Origin of the sequence: Pseudomonas promysalinigenes (assembly GCF_014269025.2) — a bacterium.
Lineage (GTDB): Bacteria > Pseudomonadota > Gammaproteobacteria > Pseudomonadales > Pseudomonadaceae > Aquipseudomonas > Aquipseudomonas promysalinigenes.
The window spans coordinates 3719492-3743385 of sequence record NZ_CP077094.1; the positions used below are offsets into that span (position 1 = coordinate 3719492).

The 23894-nt window shown below is 61.0% G+C and carries 27 protein-coding genes; 14 read left to right on the forward strand and 13 right to left on the reverse strand.

The features are described 5' to 3' along the window. Positions 1–6: 6 nt before the first annotated feature. Positions 7–504 carry a hypothetical protein gene (locus HU725_RS16850; RefSeq protein WP_060480559.1) on the reverse strand — a complete coding sequence of 166 codons (498 nt, stop codon included), beginning with the start codon at positions 502–504 and terminating at the stop codon, positions 7–9. A gap of 90 nt (positions 505–594) precedes the next feature. On the opposite strand from HU725_RS16850, the gene HU725_RS16855 reads away from it, so the two are divergent. Next, complete coding sequence (locus HU725_RS16855) at positions 595–2637, forward strand: S9 family peptidase (protein ID WP_186478894.1); 2043 nt, start codon at positions 595–597, stop codon at positions 2635–2637. 33 nt (positions 2638–2670) lie between these two features. Here the strand turns inward: HU725_RS16855 and HU725_RS16860 are convergent, their stop codons facing one another. Next, positions 2671–2952 carry a hypothetical protein gene (locus HU725_RS16860; RefSeq protein ID WP_060480561.1) on the reverse strand — a complete coding sequence of 94 codons (282 nt, stop codon included), beginning with the start codon at positions 2950–2952 and terminating at the stop codon, positions 2671–2673. A gap of 132 nt (positions 2953–3084) precedes the next feature. Here HU725_RS16860 and HU725_RS16865 point away from each other — a divergent pair, with 132 nt between their 5' ends. From HU725_RS16865 to HU725_RS16875, 3 genes are all read left to right on the forward strand, one after another. Continuing rightward, entirely contained in the window at positions 3085–3456 is a 372-nt protein-coding gene (locus HU725_RS16865) for a YajD family HNH nuclease (protein ID WP_023381762.1), read from the forward strand. A gap of 73 nt (positions 3457–3529) precedes the next feature. Beyond that, positions 3530–4000 (forward strand): RNA methyltransferase, encoded by a 471-nt coding sequence (locus tag HU725_RS16870; protein ID WP_186478893.1) that lies wholly within the window; start codon positions 3530–3532, stop codon positions 3998–4000. 83 nt (positions 4001–4083) lie between these two features. Further along, a complete protein-coding gene (locus tag HU725_RS16875; protein ID WP_060480563.1) occupies positions 4084–4425 on the forward strand; it encodes a DUF2892 domain-containing protein in 342 nt (113 codons plus the stop codon). Positions 4426–4476: 51 nt separating this feature from the next. Here the strand turns inward: HU725_RS16875 and HU725_RS16880 are convergent, their stop codons facing one another. The 6 genes from HU725_RS16880 to HU725_RS16905 all read right to left on the reverse strand — a co-directional run bounded on the left by HU725_RS16880 (position 4477) and on the right by HU725_RS16905 (position 10410). Then, positions 4477–5685, reverse strand: a complete 1209-nt coding sequence (locus HU725_RS16880) for a hypothetical protein (protein ID WP_186478892.1) — start codon at positions 5683–5685, stop codon at positions 4477–4479. Between the two features lie 40 nt (positions 5686–5725). Next, positions 5726–6175: a YcgN family cysteine cluster protein gene (locus tag HU725_RS16885; protein WP_060480565.1), complete on the reverse strand. Its 450-nt coding sequence runs from the start codon at positions 6173–6175 to the stop codon at positions 5726–5728. Positions 6176–6324: 149 nt separating this feature from the next. Continuing rightward, on the reverse strand, positions 6325–7257 hold the full coding sequence (locus HU725_RS16890) for a D-2-hydroxyacid dehydrogenase (RefSeq protein ID WP_186478891.1): 933 nt from the start codon (positions 7255–7257) through the stop codon (positions 6325–6327). 2 nt (positions 7258–7259) lie between these two features. Continuing rightward, positions 7260–7553 (reverse strand): YcgL domain-containing protein, encoded by a 294-nt coding sequence (locus tag HU725_RS16895; protein WP_060480567.1) that lies wholly within the window; start codon positions 7551–7553, stop codon positions 7260–7262. Then, a complete protein-coding gene (rnd, locus tag HU725_RS16900) occupies positions 7550–8683 on the reverse strand; it encodes a ribonuclease D (RefSeq protein WP_186478890.1) in 1134 nt (377 codons plus the stop codon). The genes HU725_RS16895 and rnd overlap by 4 nt, the downstream gene beginning before the upstream one ends. 89 nt (positions 8684–8772) lie before the next feature. Further along, entirely contained in the window at positions 8773–10410 is a 1638-nt protein-coding gene (locus HU725_RS16905) for a phosphoethanolamine transferase (protein WP_186478889.1), read from the reverse strand. A 273-nt stretch (positions 10411–10683) separates the two neighbouring features. Between HU725_RS16905 and HU725_RS16910 the strand changes: the two genes are divergently transcribed. Continuing rightward, on the forward strand, positions 10684–10920 hold the full coding sequence (locus HU725_RS16910; protein ID WP_060480387.1) for an HP1242/YdcH family protein: 237 nt from the start codon (positions 10684–10686) through the stop codon (positions 10918–10920). Between the two features lie 50 nt (positions 10921–10970). Here HU725_RS16910 and HU725_RS16915 read toward each other — a convergent pair whose 3' ends face one another. Further along, positions 10971–12155: a trans-sulfuration enzyme family protein gene (locus tag HU725_RS16915; RefSeq protein WP_060480388.1), complete on the reverse strand. Its 1185-nt coding sequence runs from the start codon at positions 12153–12155 to the stop codon at positions 10971–10973. Between the two features lie 124 nt (positions 12156–12279). On the opposite strand from HU725_RS16915, the gene HU725_RS16920 reads away from it, so the two are divergent. Beyond that, entirely contained in the window at positions 12280–12741 is a 462-nt protein-coding gene (locus HU725_RS16920) for an Lrp/AsnC family transcriptional regulator (protein ID WP_060480389.1), read from the forward strand. A gap of 85 nt (positions 12742–12826) precedes the next feature. Here HU725_RS16920 and HU725_RS16925 read toward each other — a convergent pair whose 3' ends face one another. Next, positions 12827–15157 (reverse strand): FdhF/YdeP family oxidoreductase, encoded by a 2331-nt coding sequence (locus tag HU725_RS16925; protein ID WP_186478888.1) that lies wholly within the window; start codon positions 15155–15157, stop codon positions 12827–12829. A gap of 288 nt (positions 15158–15445) precedes the next feature. Between HU725_RS16925 and moaA the strand changes: the two genes are divergently transcribed. Together moaA and HU725_RS16935 are read left to right on the forward strand one after the other, a co-directional pair. Next, positions 15446–16450: a GTP 3',8-cyclase MoaA gene (gene moaA, locus HU725_RS16930; RefSeq protein ID WP_186478887.1), complete on the forward strand. Its 1005-nt coding sequence runs from the start codon at positions 15446–15448 to the stop codon at positions 16448–16450. 20 nt (positions 16451–16470) lie between these two features. After that, a complete protein-coding gene (locus HU725_RS16935) occupies positions 16471–17370 on the forward strand; it encodes a bestrophin family protein (RefSeq protein WP_186478886.1) in 900 nt (299 codons plus the stop codon). A 57-nt stretch (positions 17371–17427) separates the two neighbouring features. Here HU725_RS16935 and moaB read toward each other — a convergent pair whose 3' ends face one another. Then, positions 17428–17967, reverse strand: a complete 540-nt coding sequence (gene moaB / locus HU725_RS16940) for a molybdenum cofactor biosynthesis protein B (protein ID WP_060480392.1) — start codon at positions 17965–17967, stop codon at positions 17428–17430. A 141-nt stretch (positions 17968–18108) separates the two neighbouring features. Here moaB and HU725_RS16945 point away from each other — a divergent pair, with 141 nt between their 5' ends. After that, positions 18109–18996, forward strand: coding sequence for a LysR family transcriptional regulator (locus HU725_RS16945; RefSeq protein ID WP_060480393.1), 888 nt, complete (start codon positions 18109–18111; stop codon positions 18994–18996). Between the two features lie 68 nt (positions 18997–19064). On the opposite strand, the gene HU725_RS16950 is transcribed toward HU725_RS16945, so the two are convergent. Then, complete coding sequence (locus tag HU725_RS16950; RefSeq protein WP_186478885.1) at positions 19065–20156, reverse strand: NADH:flavin oxidoreductase/NADH oxidase; 1092 nt, start codon at positions 20154–20156, stop codon at positions 19065–19067. A gap of 83 nt (positions 20157–20239) precedes the next feature. Here HU725_RS16950 and HU725_RS16955 point away from each other — a divergent pair, with 83 nt between their 5' ends. Continuing rightward, a complete protein-coding gene (locus HU725_RS16955) occupies positions 20240–20539 on the forward strand; it encodes an ArsR/SmtB family transcription factor (RefSeq protein ID WP_186478884.1) in 300 nt (99 codons plus the stop codon). 55 nt (positions 20540–20594) lie between these two features. Here HU725_RS16955 and HU725_RS16960 read toward each other — a convergent pair whose 3' ends face one another. Then, the gene (locus HU725_RS16960) at positions 20595–21464 is read right to left on the reverse strand and encodes a LysR family transcriptional regulator (protein ID WP_186478883.1); all 870 of its coding nucleotides are present in this window, start codon (positions 21462–21464) and stop codon (positions 20595–20597) included. A 202-nt stretch (positions 21465–21666) separates the two neighbouring features. Here HU725_RS16960 and HU725_RS16965 point away from each other — a divergent pair, with 202 nt between their 5' ends. The 4 genes from HU725_RS16965 to HU725_RS16980 are packed head-to-tail and all read left to right on the forward strand — an operon-like array spanning position 21667 to position 23876. Then, complete coding sequence (locus HU725_RS16965) at positions 21667–22413, forward strand: 2OG-Fe dioxygenase family protein (RefSeq protein WP_186478882.1); 747 nt, start codon at positions 21667–21669, stop codon at positions 22411–22413. Continuing rightward, positions 22397–22879: a GNAT family N-acetyltransferase gene (locus HU725_RS16970; protein ID WP_060480398.1), complete on the forward strand. Its 483-nt coding sequence runs from the start codon at positions 22397–22399 to the stop codon at positions 22877–22879. Before HU725_RS16965 ends, HU725_RS16970 begins: the two co-directional genes overlap by 17 nt. Beyond that, positions 22876–23577, forward strand: a complete 702-nt coding sequence (locus tag HU725_RS16975) for an AzlC family ABC transporter permease (protein WP_060480399.1) — start codon at positions 22876–22878, stop codon at positions 23575–23577. The genes HU725_RS16970 and HU725_RS16975 overlap by 4 nt, the downstream gene beginning before the upstream one ends. After that, a complete protein-coding gene (locus HU725_RS16980; RefSeq protein ID WP_060480400.1) occupies positions 23556–23876 on the forward strand; it encodes an AzlD domain-containing protein in 321 nt (106 codons plus the stop codon). Before HU725_RS16975 ends, HU725_RS16980 begins: the two co-directional genes overlap by 22 nt. Positions 23877–23894 lie beyond the last annotated feature (18 nt).

Sequence of the window (23894 nt, forward strand, 5' to 3'; positions counted from 1 at the left end):
CTGATTTTACAGCCGTGGCTCGACCCGGCCGCGACCGGCGGCTGGCGCGGCAGGTGGCGGATCGTCGCGATAACGGTCGTTGCGCTCGGCGGCCAGCGGCGTTTGCACCACGGCATTGTCCTCGGCCGCGCGGCGCTCAGCAGCCGCCTGGGCCATGGCGCGGCGCTCGCGGGCGCGCTTTTCCAGCGGCCAGCGCACCAGCACGAAGACGATGTAGAGGGCAAAGGCGAACATGCCATACATGGCGAAATCGGAAATCGCTCGCCAGGCATTGTTGCCGACCTTGAACGCCAGATCCAAAGCGGTGATGGCGATGGCCGGAGCGAAACTGTCTTTGACGGGGTCAACGATGGTCGGCGTGAACAGCAGCACCGCCAGGATCACCCGCAGCGGTTCGCGCAGCCAGCGCCACATCCAGCCAGTGAGTTTGAAGCCCACCAGCAGGCAGCCCAGCGCCGCGACAACGTAGAGGCCCCAGGCAAAGGTGTAGTCGTTCTCGATCATGGTGTTGGTGCAAGCCAGACAAATAGATGCCTATGATAAACACATTTCAGGGCGCAAACAGCGTCCCATGCTCCGGTCAAGAGATCCCCGATGCCAACCAAGCCCCAGCCCCCCATTGCTCACCAAGACCAAACCGGCGACCCCTATGCCTGGTTGCAACAACGCGACACCCAGCAGGTGCTCGATTATCTGCAAGCAGAAAATGCCTACCAGCAAGCCTGCCTGGCCGACCAGGCGCCGCTGCGCGAGCAGTTGTTCGAAGAGATCAAAAGCCGCATATTGGAAACCGACCTGTCGCTGCCTTCGCCCTGGGGCCCGTACCTTTACTACACCCGTACCACCGCAGGTGACGAGTACCCACGCCATTACCGCTGCCCACGCCCAGCGGACGATTCCAATACGGTCGATCAAAGCCAGGAACAACTGCTGCTCGACCCCAACGCCCTGGCCAACGGCGGTTTCCTGTCGCTGGGCACGTTCAACGTCAGCCCCGACCACCGCCTGCTGGCCTACAGCCTGGACACCAGTGGCGATGAAATCTACACCCTGTATATCAAGGATCTGGCCAGTGGCAACCTGACCACCCTGCCCTTCGACGACTGCGACGGCAGCATGACTTGGGCCAACGACAGTCAGACCCTGTTCTTCGCCCAGCTCGACGACACCCATCGCCCTTGGCGCCTGCGCCGCCATACGCTGGGCGAAGCTCAGGCCAGCACGGTGTTCGAAGAACCGGACGGGCGGTTTTTCCTGCACTGCTACCGCACCAGCTCGGAGCGCCAATTGGTACTGCTGCTCAACAGCAAGACCACCAGCGAAGCCTGGGTGCTCGATGCCAGCACCCCGCAAGCGGCGTTCACCTGCCTGGCTCCACGGGTAGAGGGCCATGAGTACTTCCCTGATCACGGCCAGCTCGATGGCCAGTGGCACTGGTTCATCCGCAGCAACCGGCAAGGCATCAACTTCGCCCTCTATCATGCCCCAGCCACCTCGGTCCCGACCCAGGAGCAATGGCAGGTGCTGGTGCCGCATCGCGATGACACCATGATCGAGGGCTTGAGCCTGAACGCCCAGGCGCTCACCTTGAGCCTGCGCGAGGGCGGCCTGCCCATCATCGAGGTGCGGCCACAAGGCCTTCCAGCCTACCGCGTGGACCTGCCGGATGCTGCCTACAGCCTGTATGTGCAAGACAGCCTGGAATTCGACAGCAAGCGTATACGCCTGCGCTACGAGGCCCTCAACCGCCCCGCCCAGGTGCGCCAGTTGGAGCTGGCCACCGGTGCCCAGGCAGTGCTCAAGCAAACCCCTGTGCTTGGCCCGTTCGACGCCGACGCTTACGTCAGTGAGCGCCTGTGGGCAACCGCTGCCGATGGCACTGAGGTGCCGATCAGCCTGGTGCGCCGCCGCGAAGACCAGGGTAAGGCCGTGCCACTTTACCTGTATGGCTATGGCGCCTACGGCGAAAGCCTGGACCCATGGTTCTCCCACGCTCGCTTGAGCCTTTTGCAGCGTGGCGTAGGCTTTGCCATCGCTCATGTGCGTGGTGGCGGCGAACTGGGCGAGGCCTGGTACCGCGCTGGCAAGCAGGAACACAAACACAACAGCTTCAGCGACTTCATCGCTTGTGCCGAGCACTTGATCAGCCAAGGCGTCACGGCGCCCGAGCGGCTGGCCATCAGCGGCGGCAGCGCCGGTGGCTTGCTGATGGGCGCGGTGCTGAATTTGCGCCCGGAATTGTTCCGTTGCGCCATCGCTGAGGTGCCGTTCGTCGATGTGCTCAATACCATGCTCGACCCTGAACTCCCCCTCACCGTCACGGAGTACGACGAATGGGGCAACCCGCAGGACCCTGAGGTGTATGCACGGATCAAGGCCTATGCACCGTACGAGAATGTCAGTGCCCAGGCTTACCCAGCCATGCTGGTGATAGCCGGCTACAACGACAGCCGCGTGCAGTATTGGGAGGCGGCCAAATGGGTAGCGCGCCTGCGAACGCTCAAGACCGACGACAATCTGCTGCTGCTCAAGACCGAGATGGGCGCCGGGCATGGCGGCATGAGTGGGCGATACCAAGGGCTGCGCGATGTGGCACTGGAATATGCGTTCGTGCTTGGCGAGCTGGGCGTTGCGTGAGGGTATGGCGCCCCCACAGCCCTGTGCAATCGCTTATCGATCATCCTGCACTGGTGGTTTGCCTGTCTCCTGACGCAAACCCGGCAAATCTTGGTCCTTCGGCGGCCCTGGCACCGGCATCGGCGGCAGCAAGGGCGCACCCGGTGCACCGTTGTAGGCCTTCGGTGGCGTGCTGGGGGTGATCTGCGGATAAGGCGTAGGCGTCGGCGTACCCGGCGCACCGGGTACCGTTGTGTTAAGCCGAGTGGGCGTACCCGTCGCTTGCGCCGCAGGCATGGCAGCGACAAGCAGCAGGGCGAGGAGCGCGTGGTACATCAGCAACCTCCTGTCGGGAACCTTTGAACAGGCTACGCCTATATTCAGGTTTTCGCCTGTCCGCCTGCCCTGCAAGCGCGCTAGACTCAATGGCATAACCGTCATCTGCCTGATCAGCACAAAGGAAACACCATGAGTTCGGCTTCTACCTCCGCCGCCACCGCCCGCCTCGACCGCATCCTCGCCGACGCCAAGCGCGACAAGGAGATGGGCTACCGCGACAAAGCCCTGAAGATGTACCCGCACGTGTGTGGCCGCTGTGCCCGTGAATTCTCCGGCAAGCGCCTGAGCGAGTTGACCGTGCATCACCGTGACCACAATCACGACAACAACCCGCAAGACGGCTCCAACTGGGAGCTGCTGTGCCTGTACTGCCACGACAACGAACACTCGCGCTACACCGACCAGCAGTATTTCAGCGAAGGCTCCACCAGCACCCCAAGCATCGCCAAAGCCACCCACAACCCGTTTGCCGGGCTGGCGGGCATGCTTAAAAAGGACTGACTGTCACCCTGCCCACCGCAGTTGCCGGCAAGCCCGTATAATCGCGCTCTTTTTTCGTGAAGGGCACCGGCACGTGGCAAACAAACGGTACAGCTGCATTGGCCTGTTCAACCCTAAATCTGCGCAGAACGTTGGTTCGGTGATGCGCGCCGCGGGTTGCTACGGGGTCAACTCGGTGTTCTACACCGGCAAGCGCTATGAACGCGCCCGCGACTTCGTCACCGACACCAAGCGAGTGCACTACGACATCCCGCTGATCAGCATCGACGACCTGCAACGCATCATTCCGCTGGGCTGCACCCCGGTGGCAGTCGAGCTGGTGGACGGCGCACGGCCGCTGCCCGAGTACACTCACCCGGATCGGGCGATCTATATCTTCGGGCCTGAGGATGGCTCGTTGAGCGATGAAGTGCGCGGCTGGTGCGAAGAAACCATCTACATCCCCACTCAGGGTTGCATGAACCTGGCGGCGACGGTCAACGTGGTGTTGTATGACCGTATGGCCAAAGGTCTGAATACCCGCTCTGGGCCAAAATTCAAGTAAGCCGCTACACCCTTGGGCAAACCGAGTGAACGGTGATCCGAACCTGCAGGTCAGCTGTGAACATTACACACGGAGGGCTTGTCATGCTTGATATCCATTCCAACCAGAAACGCGAGCCACACAATGTTCACGGCCTGGAGCGGGCGGGGTCATTGGCCGGCGGCGCGCTGATGTTTACCAAAGGCCTGCGCCACGGCGGGCTGCTCGGGCTTTTGCAGATGGCAGTCGGCGGCCTGGCGGTCGCCCGCGGCATCAGTGGGCACTGCGCGACCAAGGCCTGGTGGCAGAAACATCGCCAGGAATATCAGCGCTTGCGCTCAGACATTCAGCGCAGCGCAGCGGACCTCGAGGCGCTCAAGGCCAGCGCCGAGGCGGCCACCAGCGGGGTGACGGTTACCGGAAAAGACCCTTTGACCGGCAGCTGATCGCCCTGCAGCCTGCCAGGCTCATTCGCCGGTGATACCGCTGCCACACGGCTACTGCAGGGCTTTGCTCTGCAGTACTTCAGAACGACGCCCCAGTACGCTCTCGCTGATCTGTATAAATTCTTCGGTGCTTACGCTGGGCAGGCGCATCAGTGCACGCGTCACATCATCCAGGGAGCGCTTGGCCTGGGTATGAATGCGGATCTCCTTGTCCAGCGCTTGCAACAACATCACCCCGCGTGCCACTTGCGCCGGGCTGGCATGCGCTGCGCGCAATTGGCTGACCTTGCTCCCATGCTTTTGCAAGCGCGCCTGCAAGACTTCGTAGCGATCATCACTGATACCTCCGGCACGGCGCAGCAGTTCGGTGGCGTAGTACTCGGTCAGGCTCTCACCCAACCAGTCGCTGTTATCGCCCACGCGGATTTGCGCAAACAGCTGCACCAGCTCGCGCACCAGTGTGCTGCTACCGTTCTCGCTGACCATTGGCCGGCTGCTGTGCAGGTAGATTGAGCCAGAGGCGGCTGCCGCCCCACGCCACATGCCGTCGCGGGCGCCCACCACCAGTAGCTTGGCCGGGTTACGTGGGAACACTGCCTGCAGTTGCGGCCAAACGAACGTCATCAGGGTCAGGCTGTCCATCCGTCGCATGCCCTGCCCCACTGGCGCTGCCACGGTTACATCCGTCTGGCCAAGGCGCGCACGGCGGCTACCAAGCTCCCCTGCGAGCATCCAGCCAGTCGGGCGATCGAACAGCCGGGATACGTTATCGACGCGGAACTTGTCCTTGCCAATGCGCGGCCAGGCGGTCTCGATGCTTTTCCAACCCTCGGGCAGGTCAACGCTCAGCCGCGCCACCAACTCGGTGCCGTCTTGCTGGTCGAGCCGTGCAGGAGGCACCAGCTGATCACCAAGGAACAACGCCCAGTGGGGGGTGATGCGTGACGAGAAGGCGCCGCTGCGCAGCTTCTGGTCCAGCTTCACACGGTAGCTGAGGCTGGTCTTGCCCGCTGCTGGGTGCCATACACCACGCTCGCCCTGCTGCTGCCACTGGCCATCAGCCTGAAAGCCGCTGTAGGCTCCGCTGTTTCCTAAGTCGAAGTCCAGGCTACGCACGGCACTGCCTTCAGCCAAGGTCAGGCGCACTTCGGCCTGGCCATTGGCAGGTAACAAGCGCACCTGATAATCGAGGTCGACTTTTTTCGCCCAGGCAGACGAACAGGCCACAAGCCCTAGCAGCAACACCCACTGGCAACGCATAGCGAAACTCCTTGTTACTCAGAGGCGACGGGGGCGCCACTCAGCTGGCGCGGAAAATCAGGTGGTCTTCCCAGTCGTCTTCGTCCACTTCATGCTCACTGAGCATACGCCCAGCTTGTGAAATGCGCTGTTCATGCACTTGCTTGCGGTCACCGCAAACCAAATGATGCCAATCAGGCAGGTCCTTGCCTTCGCTGACCAGGCGATAGCCACAGGTGCTCGGCAGCCACTTGAACTGGTCTGCCTTGCCCGGCGTGAGCTGGATGCAGTCCGGTACGTGGGCGAAGCGGTTGGGATAATCGCTGCACTGGCAGCTCTGAAGGTCCAGCAGTTTGCAGGCAATACGGGTGTAATAGACGCTGTTGTCGTCTTCGTCCTCAAGCTTTTGCAAGCAACACAGGCCGCAGCCGTCACACAGTGACTCCCACTCTTGCGGGCTGAGTTGTTCGAGGGTCTTGCGCCGCCAGAACGGCGTGCTGTCAGCGATCATCACACAGGTTTCCTGCACTCATCTTTCAGGCCGCGGTGCGCGGCGGCGCCAGTCTAGAGCCTGGCCTTCGGCAACGCTAGACCGCTTGTCAGTACCAGGAGCCCGCTGGTGCAAGCGGGCCTGTCCCTAGGTGGCAAGTGCTGGCCAGATCAATAACCCCGGGCGAAGTCGACTTCCCCGCGCAACGCCTGCCCTTGGGCATAGGCCTGCAGATTGTCCGCAAACAATCGCACCATGGCCGCAGGCGAAGTCGGTGCCGAGCTGTGCCCGGTCAGCAGCAACCCCCAGGCCGTCCAGAATGGATGGCGCTGCGGCAGGGGCTCCTGCCGGCAGACGTCGATCACCGCCCCAGCCAGATGCCCCTGCTTGAGCGCCTCGACCAGGTCGGCATCGACCACCGCTGCGCCGCGCCCAGCATTGATGAACAGTGCTGTTGGCTTGAAGCAGCGCAGCAATGCAGCGTCATACAGGTCGTGGGTAGCCGGGGTGTCGGGCAGCAGGTTGAGCACGTAGTCCACTTCCCCGACCATCCGAGGCAAGTCCGCCAGGCCCGCCACTTCGACGAACGGCGCTTGCTCGCGTGCGCTGCTGGCAATGCCGTACAGGCTCACACCGAACGGCACGAGAAATTCAGCCACCCGCTGGCCGATATCGCCGGTACCGACGATCAGCGCTTTGCGCCCCTCCAGCGTGCGCCCTGGTCGATCATCCCAGCGCCGCTCAACCTGGCTGACCAGGCGCGACAGCACTTCGCGCTCATGGCCGAGCATGTAGGTCAGCATGTATTCAGCCATGACCTGGCCAAAAATGCCCACGGCGCGGCTCAGCCGGTAGTCCCGCGGCAACCCCTCGGCCAGCAATGGGGTGATGCCAGCCCAGGTCGACTGCACCCATTGCGGTTTGTGGCCCTGGCGTAAAAGGCTCGCCAGCAGGTCTGGCTGGCCGAGCCATACCGGGCAATCGGGTGCCTGGCGGGCAAGCTCGGCCGAGTCGCCACTGGTCAGGACCTGCAGCTCGGGCATCACTTGGCGTAACAGCGCGGTATATCGAGCATGATCATGCTCGGCGATCAGTACCCGCATGGTCAGGCCGGGTCGTTACGGCGCAGCAGCTCTTCGGGCAGGTGCTCGATGTACTCATCGTCCGGCGGCGGCATCTGCAGGTGGTAACCCTGGTTGTCGAGGTTTTCCAGCACCTTGGTGATGTCTTCACGTGCCAGCTTGCGCTCGGGGCCGAGCACCAGGTCGAAGGCATGCTGCGGCGTGCCGAAGAACGGCAGCAGGGCTTCAGGCACGCGCTCCAGGCCGTCGGCCTTGAGCACATAAAGGTACATTTCGTTCTTGCGTGGGCTTTTGTAAATCGAGCAGATACGTTTCATTGTGACTCTCCAGCGCCTGCAAGGTCATCCAGCAGGGCCTGGCCCATCCGCTCACGGCGCCAGCCGCGCAGCGAATCGGGCAATTGATAGGGGCCATTGGGGTAGCCGCTCTTGAGCAGGGCTTCCAGGGCTTTCTTGCGCAGCATCAGCTCAGGCGCAATGCCTAGGCGCTCGCCTTCGGCCTGGCCGATGGCGCGCAGGCGCTTGAGAATACCAGCGGCTTCGATCGGCAGGGGCTCAGGGAGCGGCTGTGGCCATTGCTCCGCTGGCAGGCTGCCCGCGCGCTTGATCAACTCCAGCAACTGGGCGCCGTCCTGACGAATGGTGCGCGGGTGCATCTCTTCGATCTTGGCCAACGCCGACAAGTTGTCGGGCTGGCTCTTGGCGATGGGCCACAGCGAGTGCTCTTTGAGGATGCGGTTACGGGGCACATCGCGGCTACGCGCTTCACGCTCGCGCCAGGCGCAAAGCTCACGCAGCACAGCCAACTGCTGGCGCCCGAGCTTCCAGGCAAGCTTCACATCGCGGTACAGCATCTGGGGATCGACCTCACGGCGCAACGCCGCCACCAGCTCGGCACCGTCTTCGAGCACCCAGGCGTACTTGTCAGCGGACAGGCGCGGCTGCAAAGCCTCGAACAGCTCGGCCAGGTGCACGGCATCTTCGGCGGCGTAGCTGACCTGGGTGTCCGAGAGCGGCCGCTGCAACCAGTCGGAACGGGTTTCGCCCTTGGGCAGTTCGATGCCCAGCACCTCTTGCACCAGGCGCGAATAGCCCATGGAGAAGCCCAGGTTCAGGTAACCCGCCGCCAATTGCGTGTCGAACAAGGGTTGCGGCAGCTTGCCAGCCAGGCGCAGCAACACTTCGAGGTCTTCGCTGCAGGCGTGCAGCACCTTGACCACGCTGCTGTCCTCCAGGAGTGCGGCCAAGGGCTGCCAGTCGCCGATGAGCAGCGGATCGATCAGGAAAGCCCTCTGCCCGTCCCCGACCTGAATCAGGCCCGCTTTGGGGTAGAAGGTGTCGACCCGCATGAATTCGGTGTCGAGCGCCACGTACGGCAGTTCGCGCCACGTGCGGCAGTGTTCGGCCAGGGTCTGGTCGTCACGGATCCAGTGAATTTCGATGGCCACAAGGCTCTCCCACAAACATTGGCGCGCAGTATATACGGCGCGGGCCCTGGGGGTGAAACCTGCGCCATCCCTGGTTTAGATGAACGGCTTCAGCGCTGAGCGGCCAACCACGGCCGGCAGCTGGCAAACATGTCCAGCGACTGCTGGTACACCTCGGTACGCACCTGCAGCAGCCCCAGCATCGAGTGGAACAGGTTGTCCTGGGACAGCGGTGCATCGCTGAGCTTGGCCAGGCACTGGGTGTCGATGCCAAAGTCCTCCTTGTAGCTGTCGGAGAACCAAGTCAGCAAAGGCACGTGCTTTTGTTGTTCCGGGGCGATGGCATAGGGCGTACCGTGCAGGAACAGGTTGTACTCGCCCAGCGACTCGCCGTGGTCGGACAGGTAGATCATGGCGGTGTCGACCTGGTCCTGCTTGCTGCGCAAGGTATCGATCAGCGCAGCCAGAACCTTGTCCGTGTAGGCCAGGGTATTGTCGTAGCCATTGATGATTTCCTGCTGAGTGCATTGGTTCAGGGCATTGCTCTGGCATACCGGGGTGAAGCGTGCGCCCCCATCCGGATAGCGCTTGAAGTACTCAGGGCCGTGGCTGCCCATTTGGTGCAGCACCAGCACGGTGTCCTTGTCGAGGTTGTCGAGCAACTCGCTCAGGCCCTGCAGCAAAATTTCGTCATGGCACTCGCCGCCAGCGCACAATTGCGGGTCTTTGAGGTTGCTGACATCGATGAACTGCACCCGGTCGCAAGTGCCTTTGCACCCCGACTGGTTATCGCGCCACTGCACGGCCAACCCGGCACGCTGGAGGATGTCCAGCAGCCCTTCACGGTTCTTGGCCACGCGAGCATCGTAGTCTTTGCGCTTCATGCCAGAAAACATGCACGGGACCGAGACGGCCGTTTCGGTCCCGCAGGAATGCACATCGCTGAAACTCAGCAAGCCCTGTTCCTTGGCAAGGTTCGGAGTGGTGTCGCGCCCGTATCCCAGCACACCGAAATGATCGGCTCGTGCACTTTCACCCACCACCAGCACGGTCAATGATTTGCGCGCGTGTTTCTGCCAGGCCCCATCGCGCCTGGCATCTTCGCCATACGACTGGAACGGCCGCGCTGCGGTACCGACGCGCTCGTTGACATAACCGATAGTCGCGCCCACGACATTGCTTGGGGTAAGCATCAGGCGCAGTTCGTGATGATTGCGAAACAGCGACGACAAGCCTTGATAATTGACCAGTGCCACAGAGCCCAATACGACCACGCACGCGCCGCTGACCACCAGTTTGCCCAAGATTTCACGGTGCCACGGGCGGTAGGCGATCTGCGCTTTGTACAACAGTACCGACGGCAGTATGCCAAGCAAAAGTATGTAGGCGGCAAACTTGAACGACATCAAGTCGCGCACTTCCGCAATATTGGTTTCGGCCATGTTACGGAACATGCCCGAATCAATCAGCACGCCATACTGGTTCATAAAGTAAGCGGCACTTGCGCCACTGATGAACAGCACGGTCAATAGCGGTTTGAATACGTAGCGAAAAGCGAACAACGTCAACACTAAATTGAACGCGAACAGCATAAGCACGGCAAACGCCAGGGACAGCCACAGCCCCGTCGGCCCGGCAGGCACTACCTCTTGCAGGTGCCCCCAGAGGAACATGTTCAGACCGACCAGCAGGTAAACACTGGCCAACAGCGTGACCCATTCAGTCCGCAGGGATTTGAAGTTGAGCATCGGCGTTCGCAATCAAGAGTTGTTATCAACCCCAGGGCCGGACGGCACCGTGGGAAAGTTGCGGAACTCTAGAAAGCGCACCATCAATTTTTTGTGAAAAAGACGGTAACAAATCCGTGAGCCGATGCATTTTTAAACTTTGCGTACATTTTGTTCAGCAACCGTTCAGCCTGGCGAAACCCCGGTTGCTGGGCCACCCAACCACGCAGGCGGCCAAACGCAGCTATCCTCAAAGGTCAGGATCTTAACGACAACCCTGACAGAGGTGAAAAAATGCCAGTTCCGCATGACCTGCTCGCTGACCTGCACATTACCGCTGACGCATTCCAGGCGCTCATAGACAAGGACCAGGACCTTCACAAGCTGCACAAGGAATACAACACCAAAGACAAAGAGGTGCTCGCTGCAGAGGCCAACGGCACCAGCGACGACGCAGTCAACCGCCTGCGCAAGGAGCGGCTGCTGCTCAAGGACAGGATCGAACGAATCATTCATCCGCCTAAAGCCTGAACCTTCCGGTTGCCCCTATCGTCGGCACAGCGGCGATAGGGGCAGCGTTGCTATCCAGCCGCTGAGGCCTTCAGTGCGCCGTCCAGATCCTCGATCAGGTCACGGTAGTCTTCGATCCCCACCGACAAGCGCAACAGGTTCTCGCTGATACCCATCTCGGCCTTCTGTGCAGGGGTCAACGAGTTGTGCGACATGCTCCAGGAATGGTTGATCATGCTCTCCACCCCTCCCAGGGAGTCGGCAAGCACGAAAATGTGCAGTGCCTCAATCAACCTATTGAGCGCTGCTCTGTCACCACCTTTGACTTTCATGGCTACCACAGCCCCACCGCTACGCATCTGACGCTGGCACAGGGCATGTTGCGGGTGGCTAGGCAGCCCTGGGTAGAACACCTGCTCGACCTGCGGGTGGCCTTCGAGAAAGCGCGCCACTTGTAGCGCATTGGCGCATTGGCGCTCCATGCGCACGTCCAGGGTCTTGATCCCGCGCAGGGCCAGGTAGCAGTCGAATGGCCCCTGAATCGCCCCCACCGCCATGCTGATTTTGCGCAGCCGCCTGAGCAGTTCATCGTTGGCTGCCACCACCACACCGCCAGTCAGGTCGGAATGACCGCCGATGTATTTGCTCGCCGAGTGCATCACCAGGTCTACGCCGAGAGTGATCGGCCGTTGGTTCCAAGGTGAGCAGAAGGTGTTGTCGATGCAGGTCAGGATCCCGCGGGCGCGGGCCAGGTCGCAGACCGCCTGGATGTCCACCAGGTGCAGCAACGGGTTGGTGGGTGACTCGATCCAGATCAACTGGGTTTCGGGCTTGATGGCCGCGGCCACTGCCGCGACATCGTTCAGGTCGACATAGGTGGTGGTCAGGCCCGAAGTACGCCCGCGGAAATCTTCGAGGATGCGAAACGTCCCGCCGTAAACACCGTTCATCACCACCACATGGGCGTCCTTGGGTAATAACTCCAGTACCGTGGCGGTGGCATTGACCCCCGACGCGCAGGCTACCGCGCCGACGCCTTCCTCCAAGGCGGCCACACAGCTTTCGTAGGCATGCCGAGTTGGGTTGCCTACCCGGCTGTAAGCGTACTGTGGGTGGTCATCAAGGCTGCGCTTGATATAGGAGCTGGCGGTGTAGATGGGCGGGAAGATGGCGTTGTCGGCAACGCTGGCCTGCTCACCGGCGTGGATGGTACGGGTGGCGAAATTACGCGGCTTGTCAGACATGGTCAGGCCCATTTTTGGCAGAATTCAAGCCTGCAACTATGGCAATAACCTGTTACGGCGGCAATGCTGAAGCGCGCAGGAAATTTTCCTAGGCGTAGGGTAGTCTGGGGAAAATATTTCTCGCCGGTTCCCTACCATGGACAGTTTCGACCAACACATCCTCACCCTACTGCAGCGCGATGCGTCAATCTCGCTGAAGGATCTGGCCGAGGCGGTAAACCTATCGACCACCCCTTGCTGGAAGCGCGTGAAGCGCCTGGAGGAAGACGGCTACATCCTAGGTCGCGTCGCCCTGCTCGACCCCGAACGTTTGGGGCTGGGGCTGACCGTGTTCGTCCAGCTCAAGACTCAACGCCACGACAGCGCGTGGCTTGAGCAATTTGCCAATACGGTGAAAGGGTTCGAGGAGGTGATGGAGTTTTATCGCATGTCCGGGGACTGGGACTACATGCTGCGGGTCGTGGTGGGTGATATCGCAGCCTACGACCGCTTCTACAAAAAGCTGATCACCCGCACAGAGGGGCTGTCGAATATCACCTCCAGCTTTGCGATGGAACAGATGAAGTACACCACGGCCTTCCCGGTGCATCGTGCCTGAAAGGCGCCGACCCCATCGCGGCTGAAGCCGCACCCACTGAGGCTAGGTGCGACGTTAGCCGCTTAGGGGCCAGCAAAAGTATCCATCAATCAGCGGTGAGCACGGCCTCGATCCGATTTCCGGCCTTGGCTTTCTCCAGCTTGATCGCGATGAACTTGGAAGTTGGCGTGTAGGTACCCTCCCCATAACTCTCCAGCGGCACCAGCGGATTGGTCTCTGGGTAGTACGCCGCTGCCTGGCCATCAGGGATGTCATAAGGCACCAGACGAAAGCCCGACACTCGCCGCTCCACGCCATCCTCCCACAGCGACACCAGGTCAACATGCTCACCGGGCTCAAAGCCCAGGCGGCGGATGTCCGCCTCGCTCACGAACACCACCTCGCGCAGGCCGAACACGCCGCGATAGCGGTCGTCGAGCCCGTACAACGTGGTGTTGTACTGGTCGTGGGAACGCATGGTCTGCAGGATCAGGTCGGGCTTGTCGCCGCGCGCCAACACCTTGGCGTTGACCAGTTCCTCAGGCAATGCAACGGGCATGAAGCGCGCCTTGCCGGTGATGGTTCGGAATTTGCGGTCGGCTGCTTGGTTGCCCAAGTGGAAGCCGCCAGGGTGCTGGATACGCTCATTGAAGTTAGCGAAGCCCGGAATGACGTCGGCGATCATGCTGCGAATCCGGCCATAGTCGGCTACCGCGTACTCCCAGTCGATCGGCTGGTTGCCCAGCGTCGCCTTGGCCATGCCGGCAATGATCCAGGGTTCCGAACGCATGTGCGGCGAGCGTGGGTGCAATTGGCCGTTGGAGATATGCACCATGCTGAAAGTATCTTCCACGGTCACACCCTGCGGGCCCTCGGCCTGCAGATCGATTTCGGTTCGCCCCAGGCACGGCAGAATCAGTGCATCACGGCCGGTCACCAGATGCGAGCGATTGAGTTTGGTGGAAATCTGCACGGTCAGCGCGCACTTGCGCAGCGCAGCATGGGTACGCGGGGTGTCCGGCGTGGCTTGGGCAAAGTTACCGCCCAGGGCGATGAACACCTTGGCCTGCTCCTGCTCCATCGCCTTGATGGCCAGCACCGCATTGTGCCCGTGAGCACGTGGCACTCGGAAGCGAAAACGCTTTTCGAGCGCGTCGAGCAGCGCCGCCTTGGGCTTCTCATCAATGCCCATGGTGCGGTCGCCCTGCACGTTGCTGTGGCCGCGCACCGGCGACAGGCCAGCGCCGGGTTTACCGACATTGCCACGAAGCAGCTGCAGGTTGACGATTTCCTGCACGGTCGGCACCGAATGGCGGTGTTGGGTGATACCCATGGCCCAACACATGATCACCCGTTCTGCCTTGCGGTACATGCGCGCCGCTAGCTCGATCTCGGCCAGGGTCAGCCCCGACTGTTTGACGATATGCTCCCACGGTGTAGCGTCCAGTGCCGCCAAGTAGTCATCCAGGCCACTGGTGTGCTCGGCAATGAAAGCATGGTCGAACACCGCTGGCTCGCCCTGTGCCTGGGCTTCGCGCTCCCACTGCAAAAGGAACTTAGCGATGCCACGCATGGCCGCCATGTCGCCACCCAGCGCAGGACGGAAGTAGGCACTGCTGGTCGGCTCGGAACCGTTGCTGAGCATTTCAAAGGGGTGCTGCGGGTGCTGGAAGCGTTCCAGGCCACGCTCCTTGAGCGGGTTGAAACACACCACCTGGGCACCGCGCTTGACCGCCTCACGCAGCGGTTCGAGCATGCGCGGGTGATTGGTGCCAGGATTCTGGCCGATGACGAAGATCGCGTCTGCTAGTTCCAGGTCGTCATACACCACCGTGCCCTTGCCGACGCCCAGGGTTTCAGCCATGCCGACGCCACTGGCCTCGTGGCACATGTTCGAGCAGTCGGGGAAGTTGTTGGTGCCGTAGGCGCGGACGAATAACTGGTAGAGGAACGCCGCTTCGTTGCTGGCTCGGCCGGAGGTATAGAACTCCGCCTGATCGGGGGACTCAAGCGCGCGCAAATGCTTGGCGATCAGCTCGAAGGCTTCCTGCCAGGTGGTTTCAACGTAGTGGTCGGTGGCCGCGTCGTAACGCATCGGGTGGGTCAGGCGGCCTTGATATTCGAGCCAGTAATCGGTCTGTTCACGCAATGCACTGACGCTGTATCGGGCGAAGAATGCCGGATCCACCGAGCGACCCGTGGCCTCCCAGTTGACTGCCTTGGCGCCGTTCTCGCAGAACTTGACCATGTCGCTTTCCGACGACTCGCCCCAGGCGCAGCCTGGGCAATCGAAGCCACCGTTCTGGTTGGTTTTGAGCATGGCCCGCAGGTTCTTGAACGCGTTGTCACTGCCCAGCCAACTCTTGGTCACGCTCTTGAGCGCGCCCCAGCCCGCAGCGGGGCCGTTGTAGTCCCTGATGTGTCGATCCTGGCTCATGTACTCGATCCTCACGCTTCGATGCTTTTTTTCAGCCTATGGAGCGTAAGAAAGCGCGTCTAATCGAAAGATCTTACGGGGTGATAAGCGGTTTCGATCACCGGGCGGCAGGTTGACAATGCTCAGTGCCCTTGCAACCCAGCGCCGCCCACGCGGCGCCAGAGCCCATGGGCATTGCTGACCTGCGATCAAATGATAGAGCCCATTGATCGACCAGTCAGGGAAAGCAATTTGACGCCTTAGCTGCCAGGTTATAGCTTGGAGCAAAGCCCCTATTCGAGCGCCAACGTGGAACAAAACAGTCCGGCCCTGATCGACGGCTTCAACCGGAAAATCGACTACCTGCGGATGTCGGTCACAGACCGCTGCGACTTTCGCTGCGTGTACTGCATGGCCGAAGACATGCAGTTCTTGCCACGTCAGCAGATCCTCAGCCTCGAAGAACTGTTTTTGGTCGCCGAGCGATTCGTAGCCCTCGGCACCCGCAAGATTCGCCTGACCGGTGGCGAGCCGTTGGTGCGCCAGGGCATCGTCGACCTGTGCAGGCGCATCGGCGCCTTGCCCGGCCTGCGCGAGCTGTGCATGACCAGCAATGGCTCGCAGCTCGGGCGCCTGGCCCAGCCGCTGTTCGATGCAGGCGTCACGCGCCTGAACATCAGCTTGGACAGCCTCGATGCCGAGCGCTTCAAGCAGCTGACCCGCACTGGCGACCTCGACCAGGTCATCGCCGGCATCGACGCTGCGCGCCAGGCCGGGTTCCAGCGCACCAAGCTCAACTGCGTGGTGCTCAAGGGCCGCAACGAGCATGAACTGGTCGACCTGGTGCGCTTTGCCATTGACCGTGAGCTGGACATCACCTTCATTGAAGAGATGCCGCTGGGAGTCATCAGCGAGCACGAGCGCGGCGAGTCGTTCTGCTCGAGCGATGAGGTGCGTGACCGCCTGAGTGACCATTTCACCCTCATCGAGTCCACAGAGTCATCCCAAGGCCCAGCGCGCTACTGGCGCTTGGCCGAGGCTGGGAACACCCGTGTCGGCTTCATCTCGCCGCACAGCCACAACTTCTGTGCCACCTGCAACCGGGTGCGGCTGACGGTCGAGGGCCGGTTACTGCTGTGCCTTGGCAATGAACACTCAATGGACCTCAAGCAGGTGCTACGTGCCCATCCAGGTGATGCTGCGCGGTTGGAGAAAGCCATCCGCGACTCGCTGCACCTCAAGCCCTATCGCCACCACTTCGAAGTCGGTGGTGAGGTACAGATCCTGCGCTTCATGAACATGACCGGCGGCTGAACGGCCGCCTCAGGACCGCCATGATCGTCCACCCGCGCCCCGATGTGCTTCGCGTGCTGTTCACCCTCAAGGGCTCGATCATCAAGCGCATCGCTCTGCGCTGCCTGATGGTCACCTTGCTGGCTGCGCTGATCGTGCTGGTCGAGCGGCATTACCCGGCGTTTTTCTACCCGGTCAGCGCCACCCCTTTCACCCTGCTGGGCCTGTCACTTTCTATCTTCATGAGCTTTCGCAACAACGCCTGCTATGACCGCTGGTGGGAGGGGCGCAAAGCCTGGGGCAAACTGATCATCGAGACCCGCTCGTTCGTGCGCGAAAGCGCGGTGATTGCCGACGCACCGCTGCGCGCCGAACTGCTGCGCAGCCTGTGTGGCTTTGCCCACGGGCTCAGTGCACGGTTACGCGAAGAAAGCGAAAGGGATGCCGCTGGCCCTTGGCTGAACGCCAACGCCCCGGTGGCCGCGCATAACCTGTGCGATGGCATCCTGCGCAATATTGGCCAGCACTGCTCGCAGTTGGCCGAGCAAGGGCAGCTCAGTGAATGGCGCTATATGTTGCTGGAACAGCGGCTGGCCGGGTTGACCGAGGTGCAGGCAACCTGCGAACGGATCAAGGGTACGCCGCTGCCATTCCCCTACACCCTGCTGCTACACCGCACCATCTACATTTTCTGCCTGCTGCTGCCGTTCGCCCTTGCTGAACCGCTGGGCTGGCTGGCACCGCTGTTCACCACCATCGTCGGTTACACCTTCTTTGGCCTGGATGCGATCGGCAACGAGCTGGAAGACCCGTTCGGGCGGGACGAAAACGACTTGCCGATGGATGCCATGGTCAGGACCGTGGAGCGGGATGTGCTGGGGGCTTTGGGCGTCGAACCATTGCCGCCGGTTTTGCGGCCAGTGGATCATGTGCTGAGTTGACGCATTCGCGGCTGTACCGAACCAGGGGCAGCGGGTTTACCCGCGAAGAGGTGCAGGTCAACCGCGGCTCTGACAAGCGCCCACAGGCTTCAGATGCTTGACGAAATTGCACGGCCGATGCCGCGCATCCAGTTGTTCCACCAGGATGCCTTCCCAGGCGGTACGGCAAGCCCCAGTCGAGCCAGGCAGGCAGCACACCAAGGTGCCGTTGGAAATTCCGGCAAGGGCTCTGCTTTGCACCGTCGAACTGCCAATATCCAGAATGGACAAGGCACGAAACAGCTCGCCAAAGCCATCGACGCTACGCTCGAGCAGGCACTGCACGGCCTCCGGTGTGCTGTCACGCCCGGTAAACCCGGTGCCGCCGGTGATCAGCACCACCTGCACATCATCGTCGGCGATCCAGGTGGCGACCTGGGCGCGGATCTTGTACAGGTCGTCCTTGAGCAGTGCCCGCGCCACTAAACGATGGCCTACCTGCACCGAACGACTGGCCAGTAGCTCGCCGGAGGTGTCGTTATCGAACGTACGGGTATCGCTGACGGTCAGCACGGCGATATTCAGCGGCACGAAGGCCGCATCCAGTTGAACGCGCACTCTTTAAGCTCCTTGTCTGGCAGTGTCGTCACGCTAGAGGCAAGCCATGCCAGCGTCCAATCGATATACCGTACCGTCCGATCAATGACATCTATCGCAGACGTGGGTTAAGGTCTGCACAACCAGACGCCAGGCACCTACATGGACATCAAGCAGCTCAAGTTCCTCATCGCCCTCGACCAGACCCGCCACTTCGGCCAGGCGGCGGCGTTGTGTCATATCACCCAGCCAACCCTGTCCATGCGCCTGCGCAACCTGGAAGATGAACTGGACCTGGTACTGGTCAAGCGCGGTCAGCGCTTCGAAGGCTTCACCGAGGCCGGCGAGCGGATTCTGGCCTGGGCTCGCACCCTCTTGGCCGCCCATGACGGCCTGCAGGCAGAAGCGGCCAGTTGCCGTGGCCAGGTGGTCGGTAGCCTGCGCCTGGGCACGGTGCCGCTGGCCAGCTTCAACCCCATGCACCTGCTGCTGCCGCTGCGTGAGCAATACCCCGAACTGCAGTTTCAGCTCAGCTCGCACAGCACCGAACAAATCATGGATGGCCTGAGCCGCAACCAGCTCGACCTGGGCATTTGCTACCTCGACCAGGTCAACGCCAATTTCTTCGAAGTGATCGAACTTGGCACCACCACCATGGGCCTGCTCTACGATACCCAGCACTTCCATTTCGAAGCCGACAGCCTGCGTTGGGACGAGCTCGGCGACATTCCCCTGGGCTTGCTGAGCAAAGGCATGCACTACCGCCAGTCGCTGGACCTGAGCCTGCGCAGCCGTGGCCTTGAGCCCAACGCCGTGCTGGAAAGCGACTCGACCTTCCAGTTGGTTCAGGCGATCACCATCGGCGTGTGCTGCGCGATCATGCCCTTGGGGTGCGGCCTGGAAGGCCTCAGCGAACACTTGCGCATCATCCCCATCGCCGACGCCAGTATCCACAGCCCGGTCGGCCTGCTGCTGCGCCGCAGCGAGCCTCGCTCGGCGATTGCCGAGCAGTGCTTCAACGAAGCCAGGCGCCTGTTTCAGCCGGCCTGATTCACCGCCACCTGGCGGTACCGACTGGACGATTTCACGGTGGGGCCGCCAAGCGGCCCCTGCCAGTTTCAGCGATAGCGTTCGAGCCAATGGGCATAGGGTGCCGGCAAGGTCCAGGCCGCCTTGTCCACGCCTAGCTCTTTGGCAGCGAAGTAGGCCCAGTGCGGGTCGGCCAGGTGCGCCCGCCCCACCGATACCAAGTCCAGCTGGTTGGCCTGCAGCGCCTGCTCGGCCAATTGCGGCGTACCAAAGCCCCAAGCCGAGGTTACCGGCAGCCCGGCTTCGCGGCGCACGCGCTCAGCCACCGGTCCCATGAACGCCGGGCCCCACGGGATATTGGTTTCAGGCACGGTGAAGCCAACGCTGACGCTTAGCAGGTCCAGGCCGCCTGCCTTGAATAGGCGTGCCAGCTCGATGGACTCTTCCAGGGTCTGCTGGTCACGGCCGTCGTACTCCAGCACACCGAAGCGCGCGGTCAGCGGCAGGTTTTCTGGCCAGACTTCGCGTACCGCCGCCAGCGTTTCCAGCAGGAAACGGCTGCGGTTCTCGAAGCTACCGCCGTAGGCATCGGTACGCTGGTTGGAATGCTCGGAGAAGAAGCTTTGGCCGAGGTAGCCATGGGCGAAGTGCAGTTCGATCCACTGGAAACCGGCATCACGTGCGCGGCGGGCGGCATCGACGAAGTCTTGTTTGACCCGGGCGATGTCGTCCAGGGTCATCTCGCGCGGCACCTTCGGCAAATTTGCGCCAAAGGCAACGGCTGACGGGGCGATGGTGTCCCAGCCACGGGCATCTTCAGCCGCGATGTGGTCGTCCCCTTCCCAAGGGCGGTTGGCGCTGGCCTTGCGCCCAGCATGGGCAATCTGAATGCCTGGTACGGAGCCGGCGGCCTTGATGGCTTGCACCACTGGAACGAACGCCTGGGCATGGGCGTCACTCCATATGCCAGCGCAACCGGGAGTGATTCGGCCTTCAGGTGCCACCGCTGTGGCTTCGACCACCAGCAGCCCGGCGCCGCCGCGGGCCAGGCCGGCGTAGTGCACTTGGTGCCAGTCATTGATCAGGCCTTCCTCGGCCAGGTACTGGCACATGGGCGGAACGGCGATACGGTTGCGCAATGTGACGTCTTTGAGGCTGTAGGGCTGGAACAAAGCGGACATGGAAAAACTCCGATCATCTGAATACGATAGTTCGATCATAATCGAACTATGGCAATAAACGAAACCCCCGTTATTATGTGCTCATGCGAGCCTACTCACACCCCAACCCTGAAGACCTGATTCTCGAACGCGTGCTTTATGCGTTGAGCGACCCCGTGCGCTTGGGCATTGTCCGCCATTTGGCCGGTGTGGCAGAGGCCAGTTGTGGCGAACTTGATGGCGGGCGGCCCAAGTCGAGCATGTCGCACCATTTTCGCGTTTTGCGCGACGCCGGGTTGGTGCACACCCGCAATGTAGGCACCACGCACATGAACTCACTGCGCGCCGACATGCTCGACGAACGCTTCCCAGGCTTGCTGGACTGCATCTTGCGGCAGAAGTGATGTGCTCGGCAGGTATTCAGACGACTGGACGCCACGGCGGGCCGTGGCGTCTGGCTCAGGCGCTGATGGCGTCGAAGCTGCGGATGGGGGTGGGTACCGCGGACAGCAGCGGAAATTCCTCTTCGATGATCCAGGGTTCCTTCATGACCAGGTACACGTCGAGAAAATCGGAAAACCCCGGCCAGATGAACATCTCGTTGGCCTCGGCGACGGCACGCGACAGCACGCCCACGCCACCAAAGCTCTTGATCATCGAAACACTCACGATTTCGCTGCCAGAATGAAATACGGTTGCGGCGTCCAGCATGCCGGGCCGGCGCTCGGCGAAGCGGTTGAAGATCGCATGATAGGGGCATTCGGGTAGTGGCTTGATCACCGCATTGGGCGCTGAACGCTCATCGCTGGACGACGAGGCGACCACTTCGATGCTCAACCCCTTCAGCGGCACCGAATGGTAGTTGTCAGGGACGCTGTCGCCCAGCACCACCACCATGTCTGCCTCATCCTTGCCCAGCTTGGTAAGGTTGTCAGGGGACTCAGAGCAACTGAATATCGGGCTGTAGCCAGATAGCTTGCTGACCACCGCCGCCATGATCTGCTGGTTGATTTCCATCGACAACGTACTGTTCAAGGCAACGCGCAATGGCAGACGCTGATTGCAGCTCTGGCGCAACTGGTTGATCTTCAGTTGCATGCGCTCTGAACATCGCACGATTTCCAGAACATGCGGCAGCAGGCTCAGCCCTTCCTGAGTGAGTGAAACCCCTTTGTTGGTCCGGTCGAACAACTTGAAGCCACAATGATCTTCTAGCTTTTTCAACTGAGCGGCCAAGGCCTGGACCGTGACATGTACCTGTTCGGCCGCATCGGTGATAGACCCTGTTCGGGCGACTTTCACGATGTTCTTGAGCACCTTGATGTCCATTCAATCTCCCTCCCCATCCCGTTGACGCAGGCCGTCAACGAAAGCGGAAAGGATAACGCACAAGCGCCAACACTGTCTGCACGCTAACGGTGCACGCTGGTCGGGTAGCAAGCAATGGTTGAGGCACGTCAAAAAAAAGTGAAGTTTCCAGATGGGATTCAACTGATAAATTTTTGTCAGCGTTTAATTTGAAGAGATCGCCATGCTGACACTCAACCGAAACATTGAAACTGCCCTGCGTCAAAAGAAGACGGTCAATGTACTGGGCAGCGATTACGCATTGAATGGTGGATTCAAAGAGTTTGTGGATTTCTCCAAAAGTTGGGAAACCATGGGCGTCGACCGTTATTATGGGCAAGCCGACAAAGGCACGCGCTACCGCCGTTACAGTGACTTTGACTTCAACCCTGTTACCGGTGAATTGAACCAACTCAATCACCGTGCGTATGAGCAATCTGAAGCCCACAACAGTTATGTCGGTGGCATGTCGCGGCACTTCGACGACATCAGCGCGGAGGTCTTCAACTCACCGATCCTGCGCTCGCTGATCCGCCTGGACTTCGACGTCTACAAGGCCGTGCTGCCGCAGGAGCTGCATGCGGTCAATTGGCAATGCCAGGTGCACCAGATCCGCATCGAGATCAAACCGGGTGCACAAATCGAAATCACGCCAGAAGGCATTCACTGCGACGGTTATCCATTCAGTGGCGTACACTTCTGGGGCCGTCACAATGTTGAAGGTGCCACCAGCAACATCTACGACAAGCAATCGAACGTGATCGACTCCGGTACCTATTTGAATATTCTCGACACCACGTATTTCCTCGATCGGGAGTTGCAGCACTACGTAACGCCGGCGATCAACCCCAGCGCCTCTGAAATGGGCTACCGGCAGATTATCGCGATTTCCTTCTCTCGACCGGGCAGCGAGCATGACATTATCGATTAGTTATATCGGCCAGGCGCCGAAGTTCTCACCGGCCGAACATATCAATGGTCTGAGCATCAAAAAAGCCACGCCGTTTCACGCCCGTAAGATCGTCGACTTTTTCCGACGTTTCGAGGAAACCTCGTTCTGCGACTGGCAGGACGAGGGTCTGCTTCAAGGCTTGCTGGGCTCCGAGCACACTTACTGCTACATGGCCGAAAACCAGACCGGCACTATCGTTGGCGCGGTGACCGGCGGCTTGATGGGTACGCGGGGTACGATCAACCACATGGCGGTGGCGCCGGATTATCGCCAGAGCAGGATCGGCACCTCACTGGCAAGCTCCATCCTTAATGATTTTCGCCAGCATGGCATCCGCCGGGTATTTCTGTTCGTCGAGGATGACAACCTCAAAGCGCTGAGTTTCTGGCAGAAGCAGGGGTTCGAGCAAACCCGTGGTGAAATCACCTGCGAGGTCGACCTGTGACTTCGTCGGTATTGCTTAGCGCTTCACGCAAGGAGAGCCTGGTCGACGCCTTGCCGATCGTGACGGGGTATTTCGTCGTCAGCTTCGTGTTTGGTGTGATGTGCATCAACGCCGGCCTGCCCTTGTGGCTGCCAGCGGCGATGTGCCTGTTCGTCTACGCCGGGGCGGCGCAATTCGCCGCACTGGCGCTGATGACCAGCCATGCGCCTCTGATCACCATCGCCCTGTCGACACTGCTGATCAATTCGCGGCACATGCTGATGGCGATGTACATGTCCAAACGCAGCGCGCAGCTGCCGATCAGCAAACCGCAGAAGCTGCTGTATGCCTTCGGTCTGACCGATGAGTCGTTCGCCTTCCATAGCCAACGCCTGGAAAATGGCAGGCCCACGTCGGCGGCCTACCTGCTGCAGTTCAATACCTATTGCCATGCCAGCTGGATCGCCGGCGCGGTATTGGGTGCGGTGGCCTCGGATGCGTTGAACCGGTTTTCCCAGTTCAAGCTGGACTATGCCCTGACCGCCATGATGATCTTCGTGCTGATCTCGCTGTGCAGCACATTCACCAAAGCCGTCATCGCCCTGGTGGTGGTCGTCACCACCTGCCTGTTGAACATGTACGCGCCCTCGCCCTTGAACGTATTCATCGCAACTGCCGTAGGTTGTGGAGCCGGGTTATGCCTGAAAAGAACTACCTGATCGCAGCGGTGATGCTCATGGCCGCCATCACTTACCTGACCCGCGCGACCCCATTTCTGCTGAAGATGGAGAAGTCTCCCAAGCTGTTCAATGACGTCATTGAATACCTGCCGGTCGCGATCATCGCCAGCATCACCGTACCCGCTCTGCTGGTGGCCAAGGACGGCTCGCTGCTGGGCCTGACGACCGATCTGCTGGCGGCGATTCCGGTGGTCATCGTCGCTTACTGGACGAGAAGCTTGATCTACAGCGTGTGTGCCGGTGTTGCCGCGCACGTGGCGATCACGCTGCTGGCTTGAGGTACGGATTTGAAAAGG